This window comes from Micromonospora sp. NPDC049836 (assembly GCF_044465125.1).
Lineage (GTDB): Bacteria > Actinomycetota > Actinomycetes > Mycobacteriales > Micromonosporaceae > Micromonospora.
On sequence record NZ_JBITLH010000003.1, the window covers coordinates 86,473 to 102,853 of the forward strand.

14 protein-coding genes are annotated in these 16,381 nt (G+C 73.4%); 6 read left to right on the forward strand and 8 right to left on the reverse strand.

What is annotated here, in order from left to right; genetic code table 11:
• The first annotated feature begins 257 nt into the window (after positions 1 to 257).
• The 6 genes from tkt (at position 258) to pgl (ending at position 8,940) form a co-directional block, all read left to right on the forward strand.
• The gene (gene tkt, locus ACIBPB_RS08350; protein ID WP_396838910.1) at positions 258 to 2,396 is read left to right on the forward strand and encodes a transketolase; all 2,139 of its coding nucleotides are present in this window, start codon (positions 258 to 260) and stop codon (positions 2,394 to 2,396) included.
• Between the two features lie 14 nt (positions 2,397 to 2,410).
• The gene (gene tal, locus ACIBPB_RS08355) at positions 2,411 to 3,589 is read left to right on the forward strand and encodes a transaldolase (RefSeq protein ID WP_396838911.1); all 1,179 of its coding nucleotides are present in this window, start codon (positions 2,411 to 2,413) and stop codon (positions 3,587 to 3,589) included.
• A gap of 145 nt (positions 3,590 to 3,734) precedes the next feature.
• A complete protein-coding gene (locus ACIBPB_RS08360) occupies positions 3,735 to 5,378 on the forward strand; it encodes a glucose-6-phosphate isomerase (protein ID WP_396838913.1) in 1,644 nt (547 codons plus the stop codon).
• Positions 5,379 to 5,380: 2 nt separating this feature from the next.
• Positions 5,381 to 6,991 carry a glucose-6-phosphate dehydrogenase gene (gene zwf, locus ACIBPB_RS08365; protein ID WP_396838914.1) on the forward strand — a complete coding sequence of 537 codons (1,611 nt, stop codon included), beginning with the start codon at positions 5,381 to 5,383 and terminating at the stop codon, positions 6,989 to 6,991.
• 82 nt (positions 6,992 to 7,073) lie between these two features.
• Entirely contained in the window at positions 7,074 to 8,090 is a 1,017-nt protein-coding gene (locus tag ACIBPB_RS08370; protein ID WP_357323134.1) for a glucose-6-phosphate dehydrogenase assembly protein OpcA, read from the forward strand.
• 79 nt (positions 8,091 to 8,169) lie between these two features.
• On the forward strand, positions 8,170 to 8,940 hold the full coding sequence (pgl, locus tag ACIBPB_RS08375; RefSeq protein ID WP_357323131.1) for a 6-phosphogluconolactonase: 771 nt from the start codon (positions 8,170 to 8,172) through the stop codon (positions 8,938 to 8,940).
• Positions 8,941 to 9,107: 167 nt separating this feature from the next.
• Here pgl and ACIBPB_RS08380 read toward each other — a convergent pair whose 3' ends face one another.
• From ACIBPB_RS08380 to rapZ, 8 genes are all read right to left on the reverse strand, one after another.
• A complete protein-coding gene (locus ACIBPB_RS08380; protein WP_396838915.1) occupies positions 9,108 to 9,452 on the reverse strand; it encodes an RNA polymerase-binding protein RbpA in 345 nt (114 codons plus the stop codon).
• 134 nt (positions 9,453 to 9,586) lie between these two features.
• Complete coding sequence (secG, locus tag ACIBPB_RS08385) at positions 9,587 to 9,847, reverse strand: preprotein translocase subunit SecG (protein ID WP_046571212.1); 261 nt, start codon at positions 9,845 to 9,847, stop codon at positions 9,587 to 9,589.
• Between the two features lie 94 nt (positions 9,848 to 9,941).
• Complete coding sequence (gene tpiA, locus ACIBPB_RS08390) at positions 9,942 to 10,733, reverse strand: triose-phosphate isomerase (protein ID WP_357323124.1); 792 nt, start codon at positions 10,731 to 10,733, stop codon at positions 9,942 to 9,944.
• Positions 10,734 to 11,933, reverse strand: a complete 1,200-nt coding sequence (locus ACIBPB_RS08395) for a phosphoglycerate kinase (RefSeq protein ID WP_357323121.1) — start codon at positions 11,931 to 11,933, stop codon at positions 10,734 to 10,736.
• Positions 11,934 to 11,982: 49 nt separating this feature from the next.
• Positions 11,983 to 12,987, reverse strand: a complete 1,005-nt coding sequence (gene gap, locus ACIBPB_RS08400) for a type I glyceraldehyde-3-phosphate dehydrogenase (RefSeq protein ID WP_396838916.1) — start codon at positions 12,985 to 12,987, stop codon at positions 11,983 to 11,985.
• A gap of 266 nt (positions 12,988 to 13,253) precedes the next feature.
• Positions 13,254 to 14,234, reverse strand: coding sequence for a DNA-binding protein WhiA (gene whiA / locus ACIBPB_RS08405; RefSeq protein ID WP_018788213.1), 981 nt, complete (start codon positions 14,232 to 14,234; stop codon positions 13,254 to 13,256).
• A gap of 54 nt (positions 14,235 to 14,288) precedes the next feature.
• Positions 14,289 to 15,323 (reverse strand): 2-phospho-L-lactate transferase CofD family protein, encoded by a 1,035-nt coding sequence (locus tag ACIBPB_RS08410; RefSeq protein WP_396838917.1) that lies wholly within the window; start codon positions 15,321 to 15,323, stop codon positions 14,289 to 14,291.
• Positions 15,320 to 16,231: an RNase adapter RapZ gene (gene rapZ / locus ACIBPB_RS08415; RefSeq protein WP_357323315.1), complete on the reverse strand. Its 912-nt coding sequence runs from the start codon at positions 16,229 to 16,231 to the stop codon at positions 15,320 to 15,322. Before rapZ ends, ACIBPB_RS08410 begins: the two co-directional genes overlap by 4 nt.
• Positions 16,232 to 16,381: the final 150 nt, after the last annotated feature.

A 16,381-nucleotide genomic window follows, 5' to 3' on the forward strand; every position in this document is an offset into this window, starting at 1 on the left:
CTTCCGGCTTCGGCGGGGGAGGTCGGGGTCGCCCGGACCCGCCCGGCGGGCCCACATACCGCCCCACACACTACGCGTCGTCGTTTTGGCTGCCCCGGGGACCCGGCAACGGTGCGGACCGTCACACGGCGAGGTGAACGGTGGATCCGGTCGGAGCCGTACAGACGAGCATGCAGAGATCCCCGGGCGGACGTTTAGGGCCGCTCGATAGGGTCATCAGTGAGGGTTCCGCCCATCTCCCGAGGAGCACACCAATCGTGGCTGCCAACCGACCCGAGCTTCCCGCTCTCAACTGGTCCGACCTCGACCGCAGGGCCGTCGACACGGTCCGCGTGCTGGCCATGGACGCCGTGGAGAAATCCGGCAACGGCCACCCGGGTACGGCGATGAGTCTCGCCCCGGCGGCGTACCTGCTCTTCAACCGGGTGATGCGGCACAACCCGGCGGACCCGAACTGGCCCGGTCGGGACCGCTTCGTCCTCTCCGCCGGCCACTCCAGCCTCACCCTCTACATCCAGCTCTTCCTCTCCGGCTACCCGCTGGCCCTGGAGGACCTCAAGGCGCTGCGCCAGTGGGGCTCGCTCACCCCGGGCCACCCGGAGCACGGCCACACCCCGGGCGTGGAGACCACCACCGGCCCGCTCGGCCAGGGCCTCGGCAACGCGGTCGGCATGGCGATGGCGGCCCGCCGCGAGCGCGGCCTGTTCGACCCGGACCCGGACTCCGGGCGGTCCCCCTTCGACCACGACATCTGGTGCATCGCCTCCGACGGCGACATCGAGGAGGGCATCAGCCACGAGGTCAGCTCGCTCGCCGGCCACCAGCAGCTCGGCAACCTCTGCGTGATCTACGACGACAACGAGATCTCGATCGAGGACGACACCCGGATCGCCAAGAGCGAGGACGTGGCGGCCCGCTACGCGGCGTACGGCTGGCACGTGCAGACCGTCGACTGGCGCCGCGGCGACGCCGACCAGGGCGACTACCACGAGGACGTCGAGGCGCTGTACGAGGCGCTGCTGGCCGCCAAGGCGGAGACCGGCCGCCCCTCCTTCATCGCGCTGCGCACCATCATCGGCTGGCCCGCGCCGCACAAGCAGAACACCGGCAAGATCCACGGTTCGGCGCTCGGCGCCGACGAGGTCAAGGCCACCAAGGAGATCCTCGGCTTCGACCCGGAGCGCACCTTCGAGGTCGACGAGGAGGTGCTCAAGCACGCCCGCCAGGTGATGGAGCGCGGCGCCGAGGCGCAGGCGGAGTGGACCACCTCGTTCGACGCCTGGGCGCAGGCCAACCCGGAGCGCAAGGCGCTCTGGGACCGGATGTCGACCCGTACCCTCCCGCAGGGCTGGGCCGACGCCCTGCCGACCTTCCCGGCCGACGCCAAGGGCATCGCCACCCGGGCCGCCTCCGGCAAGGTGCTGGAGGCGCTCGCCCCGGTGCTGCCCGAGCTCTGGGGCGGCTCCGCCGACCTCGCGGAGAGCAACAACACCACCATGAAGGGCGAGCCGTCGTTCGTCCCCGCGGTGCACGCCACCAAGGACTTCCCGGGCGACGAGTACGGCCGCACCCTGCACTTCGGCATCCGCGAGCACGCCATGGGCGCGATCCTCAACGGCATCGCCCTGCACGGCGGCACCCGCCCCTACGGCGGCACCTTCCTGGTGTTCAGCGACTACATGCGCCCCTCGGTGCGGCTCGCCGCGCTGATGAAGCTGCCCGTGGTCTACGTCTGGACGCACGACTCGATCGGCCTCGGCGAGGACGGCCCGACCCACCAGCCGGTGGAGCACCTGACCGCGCTGCGCGCCATCCCCGGCCTCGACGTGGTGCGCCCCGCCGACGCCAACGAGACCGCCTGGGCGTGGCGGCAGGCCCTGGAGCACACCGACCGGCCGACCGCGCTGGCGCTGAGCCGGCAGGCGCTGCCCACCCTCGACCGCACCGAGCTGGCCGGCGCCGAGGGCGTCGCCAAGGGCGGCTACGTGCTGGCCGAGGCGTCCAACGGCAAGCCGCAGGTGATCATCGTCGGCACCGGCTCCGAGGTGCAGCTCTGCCTCACCGCGCGGGAGCGGCTGGAGGCCGACGGCACCCCCACCCGGGTCGTCTCGATGCCCTGCCAGGAGTGGTTCTTCGAGCAGGACGAGGCGTACCGGGAGTCGGTGCTGCCGCGCGGGGTAAAGGCACGGGTGAGCGTGGAGGCGGGAATCGCCATGTCCTGGCGGGGCGTCGTCGGGGACAGCGGCGAGAGCGTGAGCCTGGAGCACTACGGGGCGAGCGCGCCGCACACCGTGCTTTTCGAGCAGTTCGGGTTCACCCCCGACCGGATCGTGGCCGCCGCGCACGCGGCGCTGACCCGGGTGGGCGACATCACCGGTTTCACGACCGGCAACTGAGGGGAGCGGACGTCATGACGGACCGGCTGAGCGAGCTGCAGGCCACGGGGGTGGCCATCTGGCTCGATGATCTTTCCCGGGTACGACTCAGCTCCGGCGGGCTGGACCAGCTCCGCCGCGAGTCCCACGTGGCCGGCGTGACCACCAACCCGACCATCTTCGCCAAGGCGCTCGCCGACGCCGACGAGTACAACTGGCAGCTGCACGACCTGGCCATCCGGGGCGTCCAGGTGGAGGAGGCGGTCCGCCTGCTCACCACGTACGACGTGCGGTGGGCCTGCGACGTGATGCGCCCGTCGTACGACAAGAGCGCCGGGGTGGACGGCCGGGTCTCCATCGAGGTGGACCCGCGGCTGGCCCACGAGACGGACCGCACGGTCGCCGAGGCGAAGTCGCTCTGGTGGCTGGTCGACCGGCCGAACCTGTTCATCAAGATCCCGGCCACCGAGGCGGGCCTGCCGGCGATCACCGCCACGCTGGCCGAGGGGATCAGCGTGAACGTCACCCTGATCTTCGGGCTGGACCGGTACTCGCAGGTCATGGAGGCCTTCCTGGCCGGTCTGGAGCAGGCGAAGGCGAACGGCCACGACCTGTCGAAGATCGGGTCGGTGGCGTCGTTCTTCGTCTCCCGGGTCGACACCGAGGTGGACAAGCGGCTGGAGAAGATCGGCTCGGACCAGGCCAAGGCGCTGCGCGGCAAGGCCGCCGTGGCCAACGCCCGGCTGGCGTACGAGCGGTACTGCGAGGTCTTCGGCTCCGCGCGGTGGCAGCAGCTGGCCGAGGCCGGCGCCCACCCGCAGCGCCCGCTCTGGGCCTCCACGTCGACCAAGAACCCGGACTACCGGGACGTCATCTACGTCGAGGAGCTGATCGCGCCCGGCACGGTCAACACCATGCCGGAAGCGGTCATCCACGCGTACGCCGACCACGGCGAGACCCGCGACGACACCGTCACCGGCGGGTACGACGGGGCCCGCAAGGTCTTCACCGACCTGGAAGCGGTGGGCGTCGACATGGCGGACGTGATCGAGACGCTGGAGCGGGAGGGCGTGGAGAAGTTCGAGGCGAGCTGGCGGGAGCTGCTCGACGGGGTGCGCAAGTCGCTCGAGGCGGCCGCGCAGGGCAGTGGGCAGCCGCGCCGCGCCGCGAAGGGCAACGCGCAGGCCGCCGCCCAGGCCGGAGGCAACGCGTGACGAACGGCGCCGGACGCGTCCCGGGGCAGCGCCCCGGGACGTGCCCCGCCGTTCCCACCCGGACGGGCCCGCACGCGGTACGGATCGCGCGCGCGGGACGTGAGCCGGTCCGGCACGCCCCGTGGTCGCCAACCGGGGTGACCCCGTGAGCGAGCCGCTCGCCGGTCCCGCGGAGAGCGCCGGCGGGCTGGCCGTACGCGGCGCCGACGCCGTCGACCGGTCCGCGCCCGCCTCGGTGCGGCAGGACCTGGTCGCCCGGGGCGTCCCGGGCCGGCTCGCCGGGCAGGACCCCAGCCTCTGGGGGCCGGCCGCGGCGGCCGGGGCGAAGCTCCGGCTCGGCTGGCTGGACACCCACCGCCGCAGCCGGGAACTCCTCCCCCAGCTCGCCGAGCTGACCGCCGAGCTGGAAGGCCTGGACCACGTGGTGCTCGCCGGGACGGGCGGTTCGTCGCTCGCCGCGGAGGTGACCGCCCGTGCCCTCGGCCGGCCGCTGACCGTGCTGGACACCGCCGACCCCGGGCAGGTCCGCGCCGCCCTCACCGACCGGCTGGACCGGACCGTCGTGGTGGTCTCCGGCAAGTCCGGCGCGACGGTGGAGACCGACAGCCACCGGCGGGCCTACTGGCAGGCGTTCCTGGACGCCGGGATGACCGAGGCGGAGACCGCCCGGCACTTCGTGGTGGTCACCGACCCCGGCTCGGCGCTGGAGGCGACCGCGAACGAGCTGGGCGTGCTGACCATCCCGGCCGACCCGCAGGTGGGCGGCGGGTACGCCGCGCTGACCGCGTTCGGGCTGGTCCCCACGGCACTGGCCGGGGTGCCGGTGGCCGATCTCCTGGACGAGGCCGACGCGCTCGCCGGGGCGCTGGGACGCGACCGGGACAATCCCGGCCTGGCCCTCGGCGCGGCGCTGGGCGCGGCGGCCACCACCGGCCGGGCCACCGTCGCCCTGGTGCCCGACGGCACCGGCGCCGAAGGGCTCGGCGACTGGGTCGAGCAGTTGCTCGCCGAGTCCACCGGCAAGGCCGGGATGGGCCTGCTGCCGGTGGTCGTGGAGGCCCCCGACGCGCCCGGCGCCGCCGGCCCGGACGTGCTCACGATCAGCTACGGCGGTGCCCTCGCCCCCGGCCGGGCACCGGCCGTCGGCGCGGACGTGGCGGTCAACGGCCCCCTCGGCGCCCACTTCCTGACCTGGGAGTACGCCACCGCGGTGGCGGCCGTCACGCTGGGCGTCGACCCGTTCGACGAACCGGACGTCGCCGCGAGCGAGGAGCACACCGCCCGGCTGCTCGGCGCCGGGGTGCCGGCCGAGACCCCCTCGTTCACCGAGGGCGCGGTCGAGGTGCACGCCCCGGACGGCTTTCCCACCGACCTGGCCGGGGTGCTGCGCCGGCTGCTCGACGGGCTCGGTGACGACGGGTACCTGGCCGTGACGGCGTACCTCGACCGGTCCGCCGACGCGGCGGTGGCCGGGCTGCGCGCGCTGCTGGCGGGGGCGACCGGCCGACCGGTCACCTTCGGCTGGGGCCCGCGGCACCCGCACGCCACCGGGCAGTACCACCTGGGCGGTCCCCCGGTCGGGAGCTACCTTCAGGTGACCGGCGCGGTCACCACCGATCTGCCGGTGCCCGGCCGCCCGTACACCTTCGGGGAGCTTCAGGCGGCCCGGGCCGCCGGCGACCGGCAGGCGCTGGCCGGTCGTGGGCGAGCGGTGCTACGACTGCACCTGACCGAGCGGGCGGCGGGCGTCGCCCAGCTGCTGGATGCGGCCGGACGGACACGGACGTGACGATGAACGATGTGGATTCGGCGGAGCGAGGAGGCACCGTGAGCGCGAGGAGTGAGCCGGCCCTGCGGACCCCGCAGTCGGCAGGCGAAGCGGCCACGGGGAACCCGTTGCGCGACCCGCAGGACCGGCGGCTGCCCCGGATCCCGGAGCCGTGCGCTCTGGTGATCTTCGGGGTGACCGGTGACCTGGCCCGCAAGAAGCTGTTGCCGGCGGTCTACGACCTGGCCAACCGGGGGCTGCTGCCGCCCGGTTTCGTGGTCCTGGGCTTCGCCCGGCGCGACTGGGGCGACGGCGACTTCGAGGGGCTGGCCCACGACGCGGCGAAGAAGCACGCCCGCACCCCCTGGCGGGAGGAGGTCTGGGCCCGGCTCGCCGGCAACATCAAGTTCGTCGGCGGCTCGTTCGACGACGACGCCGCGTTCGACCAGCTCGCCAACACCCTCGACGAGCTGCGCGACTCGCACGGCATCACCGGCAACGCCGCCTTCTACTTCTCCATCCCCCCGGCGGCCTTCCCGGTGGTGCTCAAGCAGCTCGCCCGCACCGGCATGGCCGACAACGCCAAGTCCGGCGGCTGGCGCCGGGTGGTGGTGGAGAAGCCGTTCGGCAACGACCTGCCCTCCGCCAAGGCGCTCAACGACCTGGTCGACGACGTCTTCACCCGCCAGGACGTCTTCCGGATCGACCACTACCTGGGCAAGGAGACGGTCCAGAACATCCTGGCCCTGCGGTTCGCCAACAACCTGTTCGAGCCGCTGTGGAACTCCAAGTACGTCGACTCGGTGCAGATCACCATGGCCGAGGACGTCGGCATCGGCACCCGGGCCGCCTTCTACGACTCGGTGGGCACCGCCCGCGACGTGCTGCAGAACCACCTGCTCCAGCTGCTCGCCCTGGTCGCCATGGAGGAGCCGACCAGCTTCGACGCCGACGAGATCCGGACCGAGAAGCTGAAGGTGCTCAAGGCGATCACCGTGCCGCAGGACGCCGCCCGGGACACCGTGCGCGGCCAGTACCTGCCCGGCTGGGTGGGTGGCGAGCGCGCCGTCGGGTACCTGGAGGAGGAGGGCGTCCCGCCGGACTCCACCACCGAGACGTACGTGGCGGTCAAGCTCGGCATCCAGAACCGGCGCTGGGCCGGGGTGCCGTTCTACATCCGGGCCGGCAAGCGGCTGCCGCGGCGGGTCACCGAGGTGGCCATCATGTTCAAGAAGGCGCCGCACCTGCCGTTCGAAGCGGCCGACATGGAGTCGCTCGGCCCCAACCAGCTCGTCATCCGGGTGCAGCCCGACGAGGGCGTGGTGCTGAAGTTCGGTTCCAAGGTGCCCGGCACCACCATGGAGGTCCGGGACATCGCGATGGACTTCCAGTACGGCGAGGCGTTCACCGAGTCCAGCCCGGAGGCGTACGAGCGGCTGGTGCTGGACGTGCTGATCGGCGACCGGACGCTCTTCCCGGACGCGGCCGAGGTGGAGCAGAGCTGGCAGGTCGTGGACCCGCTGGAGCACGCCTGGGTGGGCACCAAGCCGGAGCCGTACCGGGCCGGCGAGTGGGGACCGCGGGCCGCCGACGAGATGCTGGCCCGCGACGGCCGGGCCTGGCGGCGGGCGTGAGTGGCATGAGCGAGCGGACCAACGGGCACAGCAACGTGGCGGCGTCGCACGGCGGCGCGGGCCGACGGACCAGGAGGCTCCCGTGATCGGGCTGTGGGACACGACCGGCAACGAGGTGGTCAAGGCGCTCGCCGCCGAGCGGCGCAGCGCGGGCGGGGTGGCCAGTGGCATGGCACTCAGCCTGATCGTGGTGGTGGACGAGAAGCGGGTCCGGGAGGCGGAGGCGGCGGCGACCATCGCGGCCGCCGCGCACCCGTGCCGGCTGCTCGTGGTGGTGCGCAGCGACGTCGAGCGGGAGCGCAACCGGCTGGACGCGGAGATCGTCGTCGGCGGCCGGCTGGGCCCGTGCGAGGCGGTGGTCATGCGGATGTACGGCCGGCTGGCGCTGCACGCCGAGTCGGTGGTCATGCCGCTGCTGGTGCCGGACGTGCCGGTGGTCACCTGGTGGCACGGCGAGCCGCCGCAGGAGATCGCCACCGACTTCCTCGGCGTGGTGGCGGACCGGCGGATCACCGACGCGGCGCAGGCCGCCGACCCGATCGCCGCGCTGCGGCAGCGGGCCGCCGACTACGCCCCGGGCGACACCGACCTGGCCTGGACCCGGATCACCCCGTGGCGCACCCTGGTGGCCGGCGCGTTCGACACCGCCCAGGCCAGGATCATCGAGGCGACCGTGGTGGCGCCCCGGAGCGACCCGACGGCGGCGCTGATGCGCGGTTGGCTCACGGCCCGGCTCGGCATCGACCCGGTCCGCAAGGACACCGACGAGTACCCCCGGATGCGGGAGGTGCAACTGCGTTGCGCCAACGGCGACTCGCTGACCCTGACCCGGGACGACAGCGTGGCCGTCTTCCGGCGTACCGGGCAGGAGGACCGCACCCTGCCGCTGGTCCGCCGCCCGCTCGGCGACGAGCTGGCCGAGGAGCTGCGCCGCCTCGACGCCGACCAGGTGTACGCGGAGGCGCTCGGCGCCACCGCCGGCCTCTCCGGCCTGGACCAGCGGCCCAGCCAGCGGGTGCACGTGTGGAAGGATCCGGCGACCGCCGAGCGGGCCGAGGCCGGGATCTCCGCGCACGCGGGCGCGACCGCCAACGGGTGACGGGCGACGGCCCGGCCGCACCGCGGCCGGACAGCACAGGTGACCGCCGTGGGGCGGTCGGAACACGAAGGCGCGATGGATGAGTGAGGCGAGTGTCGCCGTACACGCCGATCCCGACCTGCTGGCGCAGGCCGTGGCGGCCCGGCTGGTGGTGAAGCTGCTCGACGCGCAGGCGGACCGGGGCCAGGCGTCGGTGGTGCTGACCGGCGGGCGGATCGCCGCGGCGGTCTACCGGGCGGTGGCCGCGCTGCCGGCCCGGGACGCCGTGGACTGGTCCCGGGTGGATGTCTGGTGGGGTGACGAGCGGTTCCTGCCGGCCGGCGACCCGGAGCGCAACGAGACCCAGGCCCGGGCCGCGCTGCTGGACGTGGTGCCGCTGGACCCGGCGCGGATCCACCCGATGCCGGCCTCCGACGGACCGGCCGGCAACGACCCGGAGACCGCCGCCGCCGGGTACGCCGAGGAACTGGCCCGGGCCGCCCGGCCGGGGCACGCCGCGCTCCCCCACTTCGACGTGCTTCTGCTCGGTGTCGGTGAGGACGGGCACGTCGCCTCGGTCTTCCCGGAGCACCCGGTGCACCACGACAACCGCCCGGTCAGCGCGGTCCGGGGCAGCCCGAAGCCGCCCCCGGTACGCACCACGCTCACCCTGCCGGCGATCAACACGGCCGAGGAGGTCTGGCTGGTGGCGGCGGGCAGCGACAAGGCTCGGGCGGTCGGCATGGCCCTGGCCGGGGCCGGTCCGGTGCAGCTGCCGGCGGCCGGGGCGCACGGGGTGACCCGTACCCTCTGGCTGCTGGACCGGGCCGCGGCGGCCGACGTGCCGCCCAGGTCGCGCAGCCTGCGCTGACGGCGGCGGCGCAGCCACACCACCGAGGCGGACGCGCCGAACCCGCTCAGGCTCCCCCACGGCGGCGGCGCAGCACCACACCACCAAGGCCGACGCGCCGAACCCGCTCACGCTCCCCGACGGCGGCGGTGCAGCACCACACCACCAAGGCGGACGCGCCGAACCGCTCAGGCTCCCCGCCGGCGGCGGTGCAGCGCGTCGAGGGCCTCGGCGAGCAGGGCCTCGGCCTGCTCGGGCGTGCGCCGCTCCTGCACGTACGCCAGATGGGTCTTGTAGGGCTCGGGGCGGGCCTGGCCCGGCGGGTTGTCGGGGTCGGGGCCAGCCGGCTCGCCGCAGCGCGGGCAGTCCCAGACCGCGGGGGCCTCGGCCTCGGCGGCGATGAGGAACTCGACCCGGTGGGCGTTGCGGCACCAGTAGGCGACCGGGCGGCGCGGGGCCGGCTCGGTGCGCTGGTCGAAGCGTTCGGGGGCGGACCCGATCCGGGAACCCCGGATGACGTTGCCACTCGGCACGGCTGCTCGCTCCTGTCGTCGGAGGGGACCACCGCCGGGGGGTGGGCGGCGGGCGACGCGGTGCACAGCGGAAAACAAAACTGCGCGCGGTCCGTGACGGACCGCGCGCAGATTGTACGCCTCTGAGTGCCGACTCAGGTGGCGCTGTTGAGCTGGAGGCGGAGCCAGAGCCCGATCCCGACGATGCACGCGAACCAGACGATCCCGACCAGAACGGTGTAACGGTCGAGGTTCTTCTCCGCCACCGAGGAGCCGGCCAGGCTGGAGCTGACGCCGCCGCCGAACATGCTCGACAGCCCGCCACCCTTGCCGCGGTGCAGGAGGATCAGCAGGGTGAGCAGGATGCTCGTGATGACCAGCAACACGATCATCGTGTAGGCGAACCAGATCGGCATGGCGGGGGTCAGTCCTCTCGTTGCGATCACTGCCCGTCCTGTCGGGCACGGTGGCACCGACCGGTGGACGGGCAGCGTCAAGGATAGCGAGCGATCAGCGGGAGATGTGCTCCGGGAACCGGCAGATCTGCGCGAATTCCTCAGCGTCCAGGCTCGCGCCCCCGACCAGGGCGCCGTCGACGTCCGGCTGGGCCATGATCGAGGCGACGTTGGACGACTTCACCGAGCCGCCGTAGAGGATCCGGACCTGGTCCGCGGTGTCCTGGCCGAAGGTCTCCACGAGCCGCTTGCGCACCTCGCCACAGACCTCCTGGGCGTCCTCCGGCGTCGCCGTCTTGCCCGTGCCGATCGCCCAGACCGGCTCGTACGCGACGACGACCTTGGTGACCTGCTCCCCGGTGAGCCCCCGGAGCGCGCCGTCGAGCTGGTCGCAGCAGTGCGGCACGTGCCGCAGCTGCTCCCGGACCTCCAGGCCCTCACCGATGCAGAGGATCGGGGTCAGCCCGTTCGCCAGCGCGGCGGTCACCTTGTCGTTGACCAGCGCGTCGTCCTCGTGGTGGTACTGCCGCCGCTCGGAGTGGCCGACCACCACGTAGGTGCAGCCCAGCTTGGCGAGCATCGGCCCGGAGATGTCCCCGGTGTACGCGCCCGACTGGTACGGCGACAGGTCCTGCGCGCCGTAGCCGATCAGCAGCTTGTCGCCGTCCACCGCGGTCTGCACGGTGCGCAGGTCGGTGAAGGGCGGCAACACCACGCACTCGACGTCGGTGAGCTGCTTCTCGTTGAGGCTCGCGGCCAGCTTCTGCACCAGCAGGTTGGCCTCGAGGTGGTTCAGGTTCATCTTCCAGTTGCCGGCCATCAACGGCCGGCGGGTCGGGCTCGCCATTCAGTTCTCCAGGGCCGCGATGCCGGGGAGGGTCTTGCCCTCCAGGTACTCCAGGGAGGCGCCGCCGCCGGTGGAGATGTGGTCGAACGCGGACTCGTCCAGCCCGAGCGTCCGCACCGCCGCCGCGGAGTCACCGCCGCCCACGACGCTGAACGCCCCGGACTTGGCGATCGCCTCGGCCACCCCGCGGGTCCCGTTGGCGAACGCGGCCATCTCGAACACGCCCATCGGGCCGTTCCAGAAGACGGTCTTCGCCTGGGACAGCGCGGCGGCGAAGCCGGCCACCGTCTCCGGACCGATGTCCAGCCCGACCCGCTTGGACGGGATGCCGTCCGCCGGGACCGTGTGGTGCTCGGCGTCCGGCGCGAAGGCGACCGCGGCCACCACGTCGACCGGGAGCATGATCTTGCCGGGCTCGCGCTCCAGGAGGTTGCGGCAGGTCTCCACCATCTCGTCCTCGAGCAGCGAGCTGCCCACCTCGTGGCCCTGGGCCTTGAGGAAGGTGAAGCACATGCCGCCGCCGATGAGCAGCCGGTCGACCGTCGGCAGCAGGGCCTCGATCACCGCCAGCTTGTCGGAGACCTTGGACCCGCCCAGCACCACCACGTACGGCCGCTCCGGCTCGCCGGTGAGCCGGCTGAGCACCTCGACCTCGCGCAGCACCAGCCGGCCCGCCACGTGCGGCAGCCGGGCCGGCACGTCGTAGACGCTGGCGTGCTTGCGGTGCACCGCGCCGAACGCGTCGTCGACGTACGCGTCGCCGAAGGCGGCGAGCTGGTCGGCGAAGGCGCCCCGCTCGGCCTCGTCCTTGCTGGTCTCGCCCTTGTTGAAGCGCAGGTTCTCCAGCACGGCGACCTGACCGTCGGCCAGGCCCTCCACCGTGGCGCGGGCCGAGTCGCCGACGGTGTCCTCGGCGAAGTGGACCGGCGCGCCGAGCAGCTCGCCCAGCCGCCCGGCCACCGGGCGGAGGCTGAACTGCGGGTCCGGCGCGCCCTTGGGACGGCCCAGGTGCGAGCAGACGACCACCTTCGCGCCGGCCTGCACGAGCGCGCTCAGCGTCGGCAGCACGGCCCGGATCCGGCCGTCGTCGGTGATGTCACCGGTCTGCTTGTCGAGCGGGACGTTCAGGTCGGCGCGCACCAGCACGCGCCGACCCGACACCCCCTCGCCGAGCAGGTCGTCGAGGGTGCGGATGCTCACAGAGCCAGCCCTCCGTTCGTGCCTGCGGGCGCAAGCTCGCTCCTCGCACTCACAGCGAGCTACCCACCAGCTTGACCAGGTCGACGAGGCGGTTGGAGTAGCCCCACTCGTTGTCGTACCAGCCGACGACCTTGACCTGGTTGCCGATCACCTTGGTCAGCGGCGCGTCGAAGATGCACGACGCCGGGTCGGTGACGATGTCGGCGGAGACGATCGGGTCCTCGTTGTAGACCAGGATGCCCTTGAGCGGGCCGTCCGCGGCGGCCTTCAGCGCGGCGTTGACCTCGTCCACCGTGGTCTCCCGGCCGACCTCGACGGTCAGGTCGGTGGCCGAGCCGGTCGGGATCGGCACCCGCAGCGCGTAGCCGTCCAGCTTGCCCTTCAGCTCCGGCAGCACCAGGCCGATCGCCTTCGCGGCGCCGGTCGAGGTCGGCACGATGTTCAGCGCGGCGGCGCGGGCCCGGCGCAGGTCCTTGTGCGGCGCGTCCTGCAGGTTCTGGTCCTGCGTGTACGCGTGGATGGTGGTCATCAGACCCTTGGTGATGCCGAACGTGTCCTGCAGGACCTTCGCCATCGGGGCCAGGCAGTTGGTGGTGCAGGACGCGTTCGAGATGATGTTGTGCTTGGCCGGGTCGTACTGGTCCTGGTTGACGCCCATGACCACGGTGACGTCCTCGTTCTTCGCCGGCGCGGAGATGATGATCTTCTTGGCCCCGCCGTCGAGGTGCGCCTTCGCCTTGGTGGCGTCGGTGAAGAAGCCGGTGGACTCGATCACGACGTCGGCGCCGACCTCGCCCCACGGCAGCTTGGCCGGGTCCTTCTCGGCGTACGCCTTGATGGTCTTGCCGCCCACGGTGATCTCGTCGGCGGTCGCCTTCACCTCGTGCGGGAGGCGGCCCAGGATGCTGTCGTACTTGACAAGGTGGGCGAGCGTCGCGTTGTCGGTCAGGTCGTTCACCGCCACGACCTCGATGTCCGCACCGGACGCCAGCACTGCCCGGAAGAAGTTACGGCCGATCCGGCCGAAGCCGTTGATGCCAACCCGGATGGTCACAGGTCCCATCTCCTCGCGTTCTGGTCCGCCGGCGTCAGACCACGGCCGGCGGAGGTGTGTGCGCCGACCGTAGGAGCCGGCCGTTGACGATGTCATCTCGGCCACCCCGCCGCGGTCCATGGAGACCTGACCGCCCGAGGCGGTGAGTACGGCGAGGAATGCCTGTGCCGGCCCCCTTGCCGTACGCAGCGACCCTATCCGAGCGTGCGCCACCGCGCTGCGGCGGGTGGTGATCCCGCCCGCACGCGAACAGCCGCACGGTCCTATCAGACCACGAGCATGTCGGGCGTGACGGCCGCTTCGGTATCCGGGATGCCCAGGTCGCGGGCCCGCTTGTCGGCCAGCGCGAGCAGCCGGCGGATCCGGCCGGCGATGGCGTCCTTGGTCAGCGGCGGCTCCGCCAGCGCGCCCAGCTCCTCCAGCGAGGCCTGCCGGTGCTCCAGCCGCAGCCGGCCGGCCGAGGTGAGGTGGTTGGGGGCGTCGTCGGCGAGGATCTCCAGCGCCCGGGTGACCCGGGCGGCGGCGGCCACCGCGGCGCGGGCCGAGCGGCGCAGGTTGGCGTCGTCGAAGTTGGCCAGCCGGTTGGCGGTCGCCCGGACCTCCCGGCGCACCCGCCGCTCCTCCCAGGCCAGCACGCTGGAGTGGGCGCCGATGCGGGTGAGCAGGGCGGCGATCGCGTCGCCGTCCTTGACCACGACCCGGTCCACCCCGCGTACCTCGCGGTTCTTCGCGGTGATGCCGATCCGGCGGGCCGCGCCGACCAGCGCCAGGGCGGACTCCGGGCCCGGGCAGGTGATCTCCAGCGCGCTGGAGCGGCCCGGCTCGGTGAGCGAGCCGTGCGCCATGAACGCGCCCCGCCAGGCGGAGACCGCGCAGCAGACGTTCGCGGCCACCACGTGCGGCGGCAGCCCGCGCACCGGGCGGCCACGGACGTCGAGCAGGCCGGTCTGCCGGGCGAGGGCCTCCCCGTCCTTCACCACCCGGACGATGAAGTGGCTGCCCTTGCGCAGCCCGCCGGAGGCGAGCACGTGGATCTCGCTCGGGTAGCCGTAGACCTCGGCGATCTCCCGGCGCAGCCGCCGGGCGACCGCGCCGGTGTCCAGCTCCGCCTCGACCACCACCCGGCCGGACACGATGTGCAGGCCACCCGCGAAGCGCAGCAGGGCGGCCATCTCCGCGCGCCGGCAGCACGGCTTGGGTACGTCGACCCGACTCAGCTCGTCCTTGACCGCGGCCGTCATCGCCATAGTGCGCCCCCTCACGGACCGGTACCGGCGTGTCGCCGGTGATTACGTACGTGTCTAACGATCGGCGCCCAGGACGGGCACCAGTGCGGCGCCCAGCGCGGCTGGATCATGACGGGGCGTGCCGTCGGTGACGGCGACGGGGGCGAGGACCAGCCGGGCACCCAGCGATTCTGCCGCACGTTCGACCGCCTCGGGATCACCCACCGCCGTGGAGTCCGCCAGCACCATGTCCACCTTCAGCTCGGGCAGATAGCGCCCGAGGGTGTCCAGATGGTCGGGCAGGGAGAGCCCCAGGGTCTCCTTCTCCGCCACCAGGTTGAGCGTCACCAGCCGGCGGGCCGGGCTGGACACGATCGCGTCGGCCAGCCCGGGCACCAACAGGTGAGGCAGCACGCTGGTGTACCAGCTGCCCGGCCCGAAGATCAACCAGTCGGCGGCACGGACCGCGGCGACCGCCTCCGCGCAGGCCGCCGGCGCGGCCGGGGTGAGCCGCAGCGACTCCACCCGCCCCGTGGTGACCGCCACGTGGTGCTGGCCACGCAGCACGCGTACCTCGTCGGGGTGGTCCGGGTCGGCGCCGCGCACCCGGGCCTCGATGCCCACCGGCTGGCACGACATGGGCAGCACCCGGCCGACCGCGCCGAGCATCGCCCCGGCGTGGTCGAGCGCGGCCACCGGGTCACCGAGCAGTTCCATCAGCCCGTGCAGCAGCAGGTTGCCGACCGCGTGCCCGGCGAGCGGGTCGGCCGCCGTCGCGCCGGCCCCGGCGGTCACCGCGGCGCCGCCGGGCGGCGGTCCCACGGCGACGCCCGCCTGCCGCGCCGCGGCCGCGAAGCGGTGCTGGAACAGCGCGGCGCTGCGCCGGGTGGCCGGGTGGTCGCCGGCGAGGGCGACCAGCGCCTGCCGCAGGTCACCCGGGGGCAGGCCGCCGCGCTCGGCGCGCAGCCGCCCGCTGGAGCCGCCGTCGTCGCCCACCGTGACCACCGCGGTGATGTCCAGGTCCAGCTCGGGTACGCAGCGCCGCAGCGCGCGCAGCGACGCCGAGAGCCCGTGTCCGCCGCCGAACGCGACCACCCTGGTCGGGATCATTCCCGCCCCAGGTCCCGGTGCTGGGCGTTGGCCGCGATGCCGGACTGGCGCAGCCGGGCGGCCAACTCCTCGGCGATGGCGACGCTGCGGTGCTTGCCGCCGGTGCAGCCGACCGCGACGGTCAGGTAGCGCTTGCCCTCCCGCTCGAAACCGGCGGTGGTGGCGTTGACCAGGTCGGCGTAGCCGGCCACGAAGCCCTCCGCGCCCTCCTGGCCCAGCACGTACGCGCTGACCGCCTCCTCCCGACCGGTGTGCTCGCGCAGCTCCGGCACCCAGTACGGGTTGGGCAGAAACCGGGCGTCCATCACGAAGTCGGCGTCCGGGGGGAGGCCGTACTTGAAGCCGAAGGAGAGCACGGTGATCCGCAGCCGGCGGGCGTCCTCGCCGCCGAAGAGCTCCTCCACCCGGCGGCGCAGCTGGTTGACGTTCAGATGGCTGGTGTCGATGATCACGTCGGCCTGGTCGCGGGCCTCCTCCAGCAGCGCCCGCTCGACCGCGATGCCGTCGGCCAGCCGCCCCTCGCCCTGCAACGGGTGGGACCGGCGGACGCTCTCGAAGCGGCGGATCAGCACCTCGTCGTCGGCGTCGACGAAGACCACCCGGGGGTGGAAGCCGCGCTCGCGCAGCTCCCGGATCGCCCCGGCCAGGTCGGTGGAGAAGGCGCGGGAGCGCACGTCCAGCACCATCGCGGTACGCCGGGCCGCGCCGCCGGCCTTGAAGGCCAGCTCGGCCATGTCGAGCATCAGCGCCTGGGGCAGGTTGTCGACCACGTAGAAGCCGACGTTCTCCAACGCCCGGGCGACCGTGCTGCGGCCACCGCCGGAGAGGCCGGTGACCACCACCAACGTGGTGTCCGCCTCGGCCGGCGCCGGCCGGCCGAGGGCCGGCTCCGTGCCGGCCGTCGGCACCGGGTCTCCCGTCCGCGACTCGCTCACCCGCTACCCCCAAGCCGTGGCGCCGCGGCCGGTCGGCCGCGCATGGTCAGTCAGCGACTCTAACGGCTGCACGCCCGTCCGGGATTCCACGGGTGCGGACCCGAACAGGTACTTGTCCGGTTT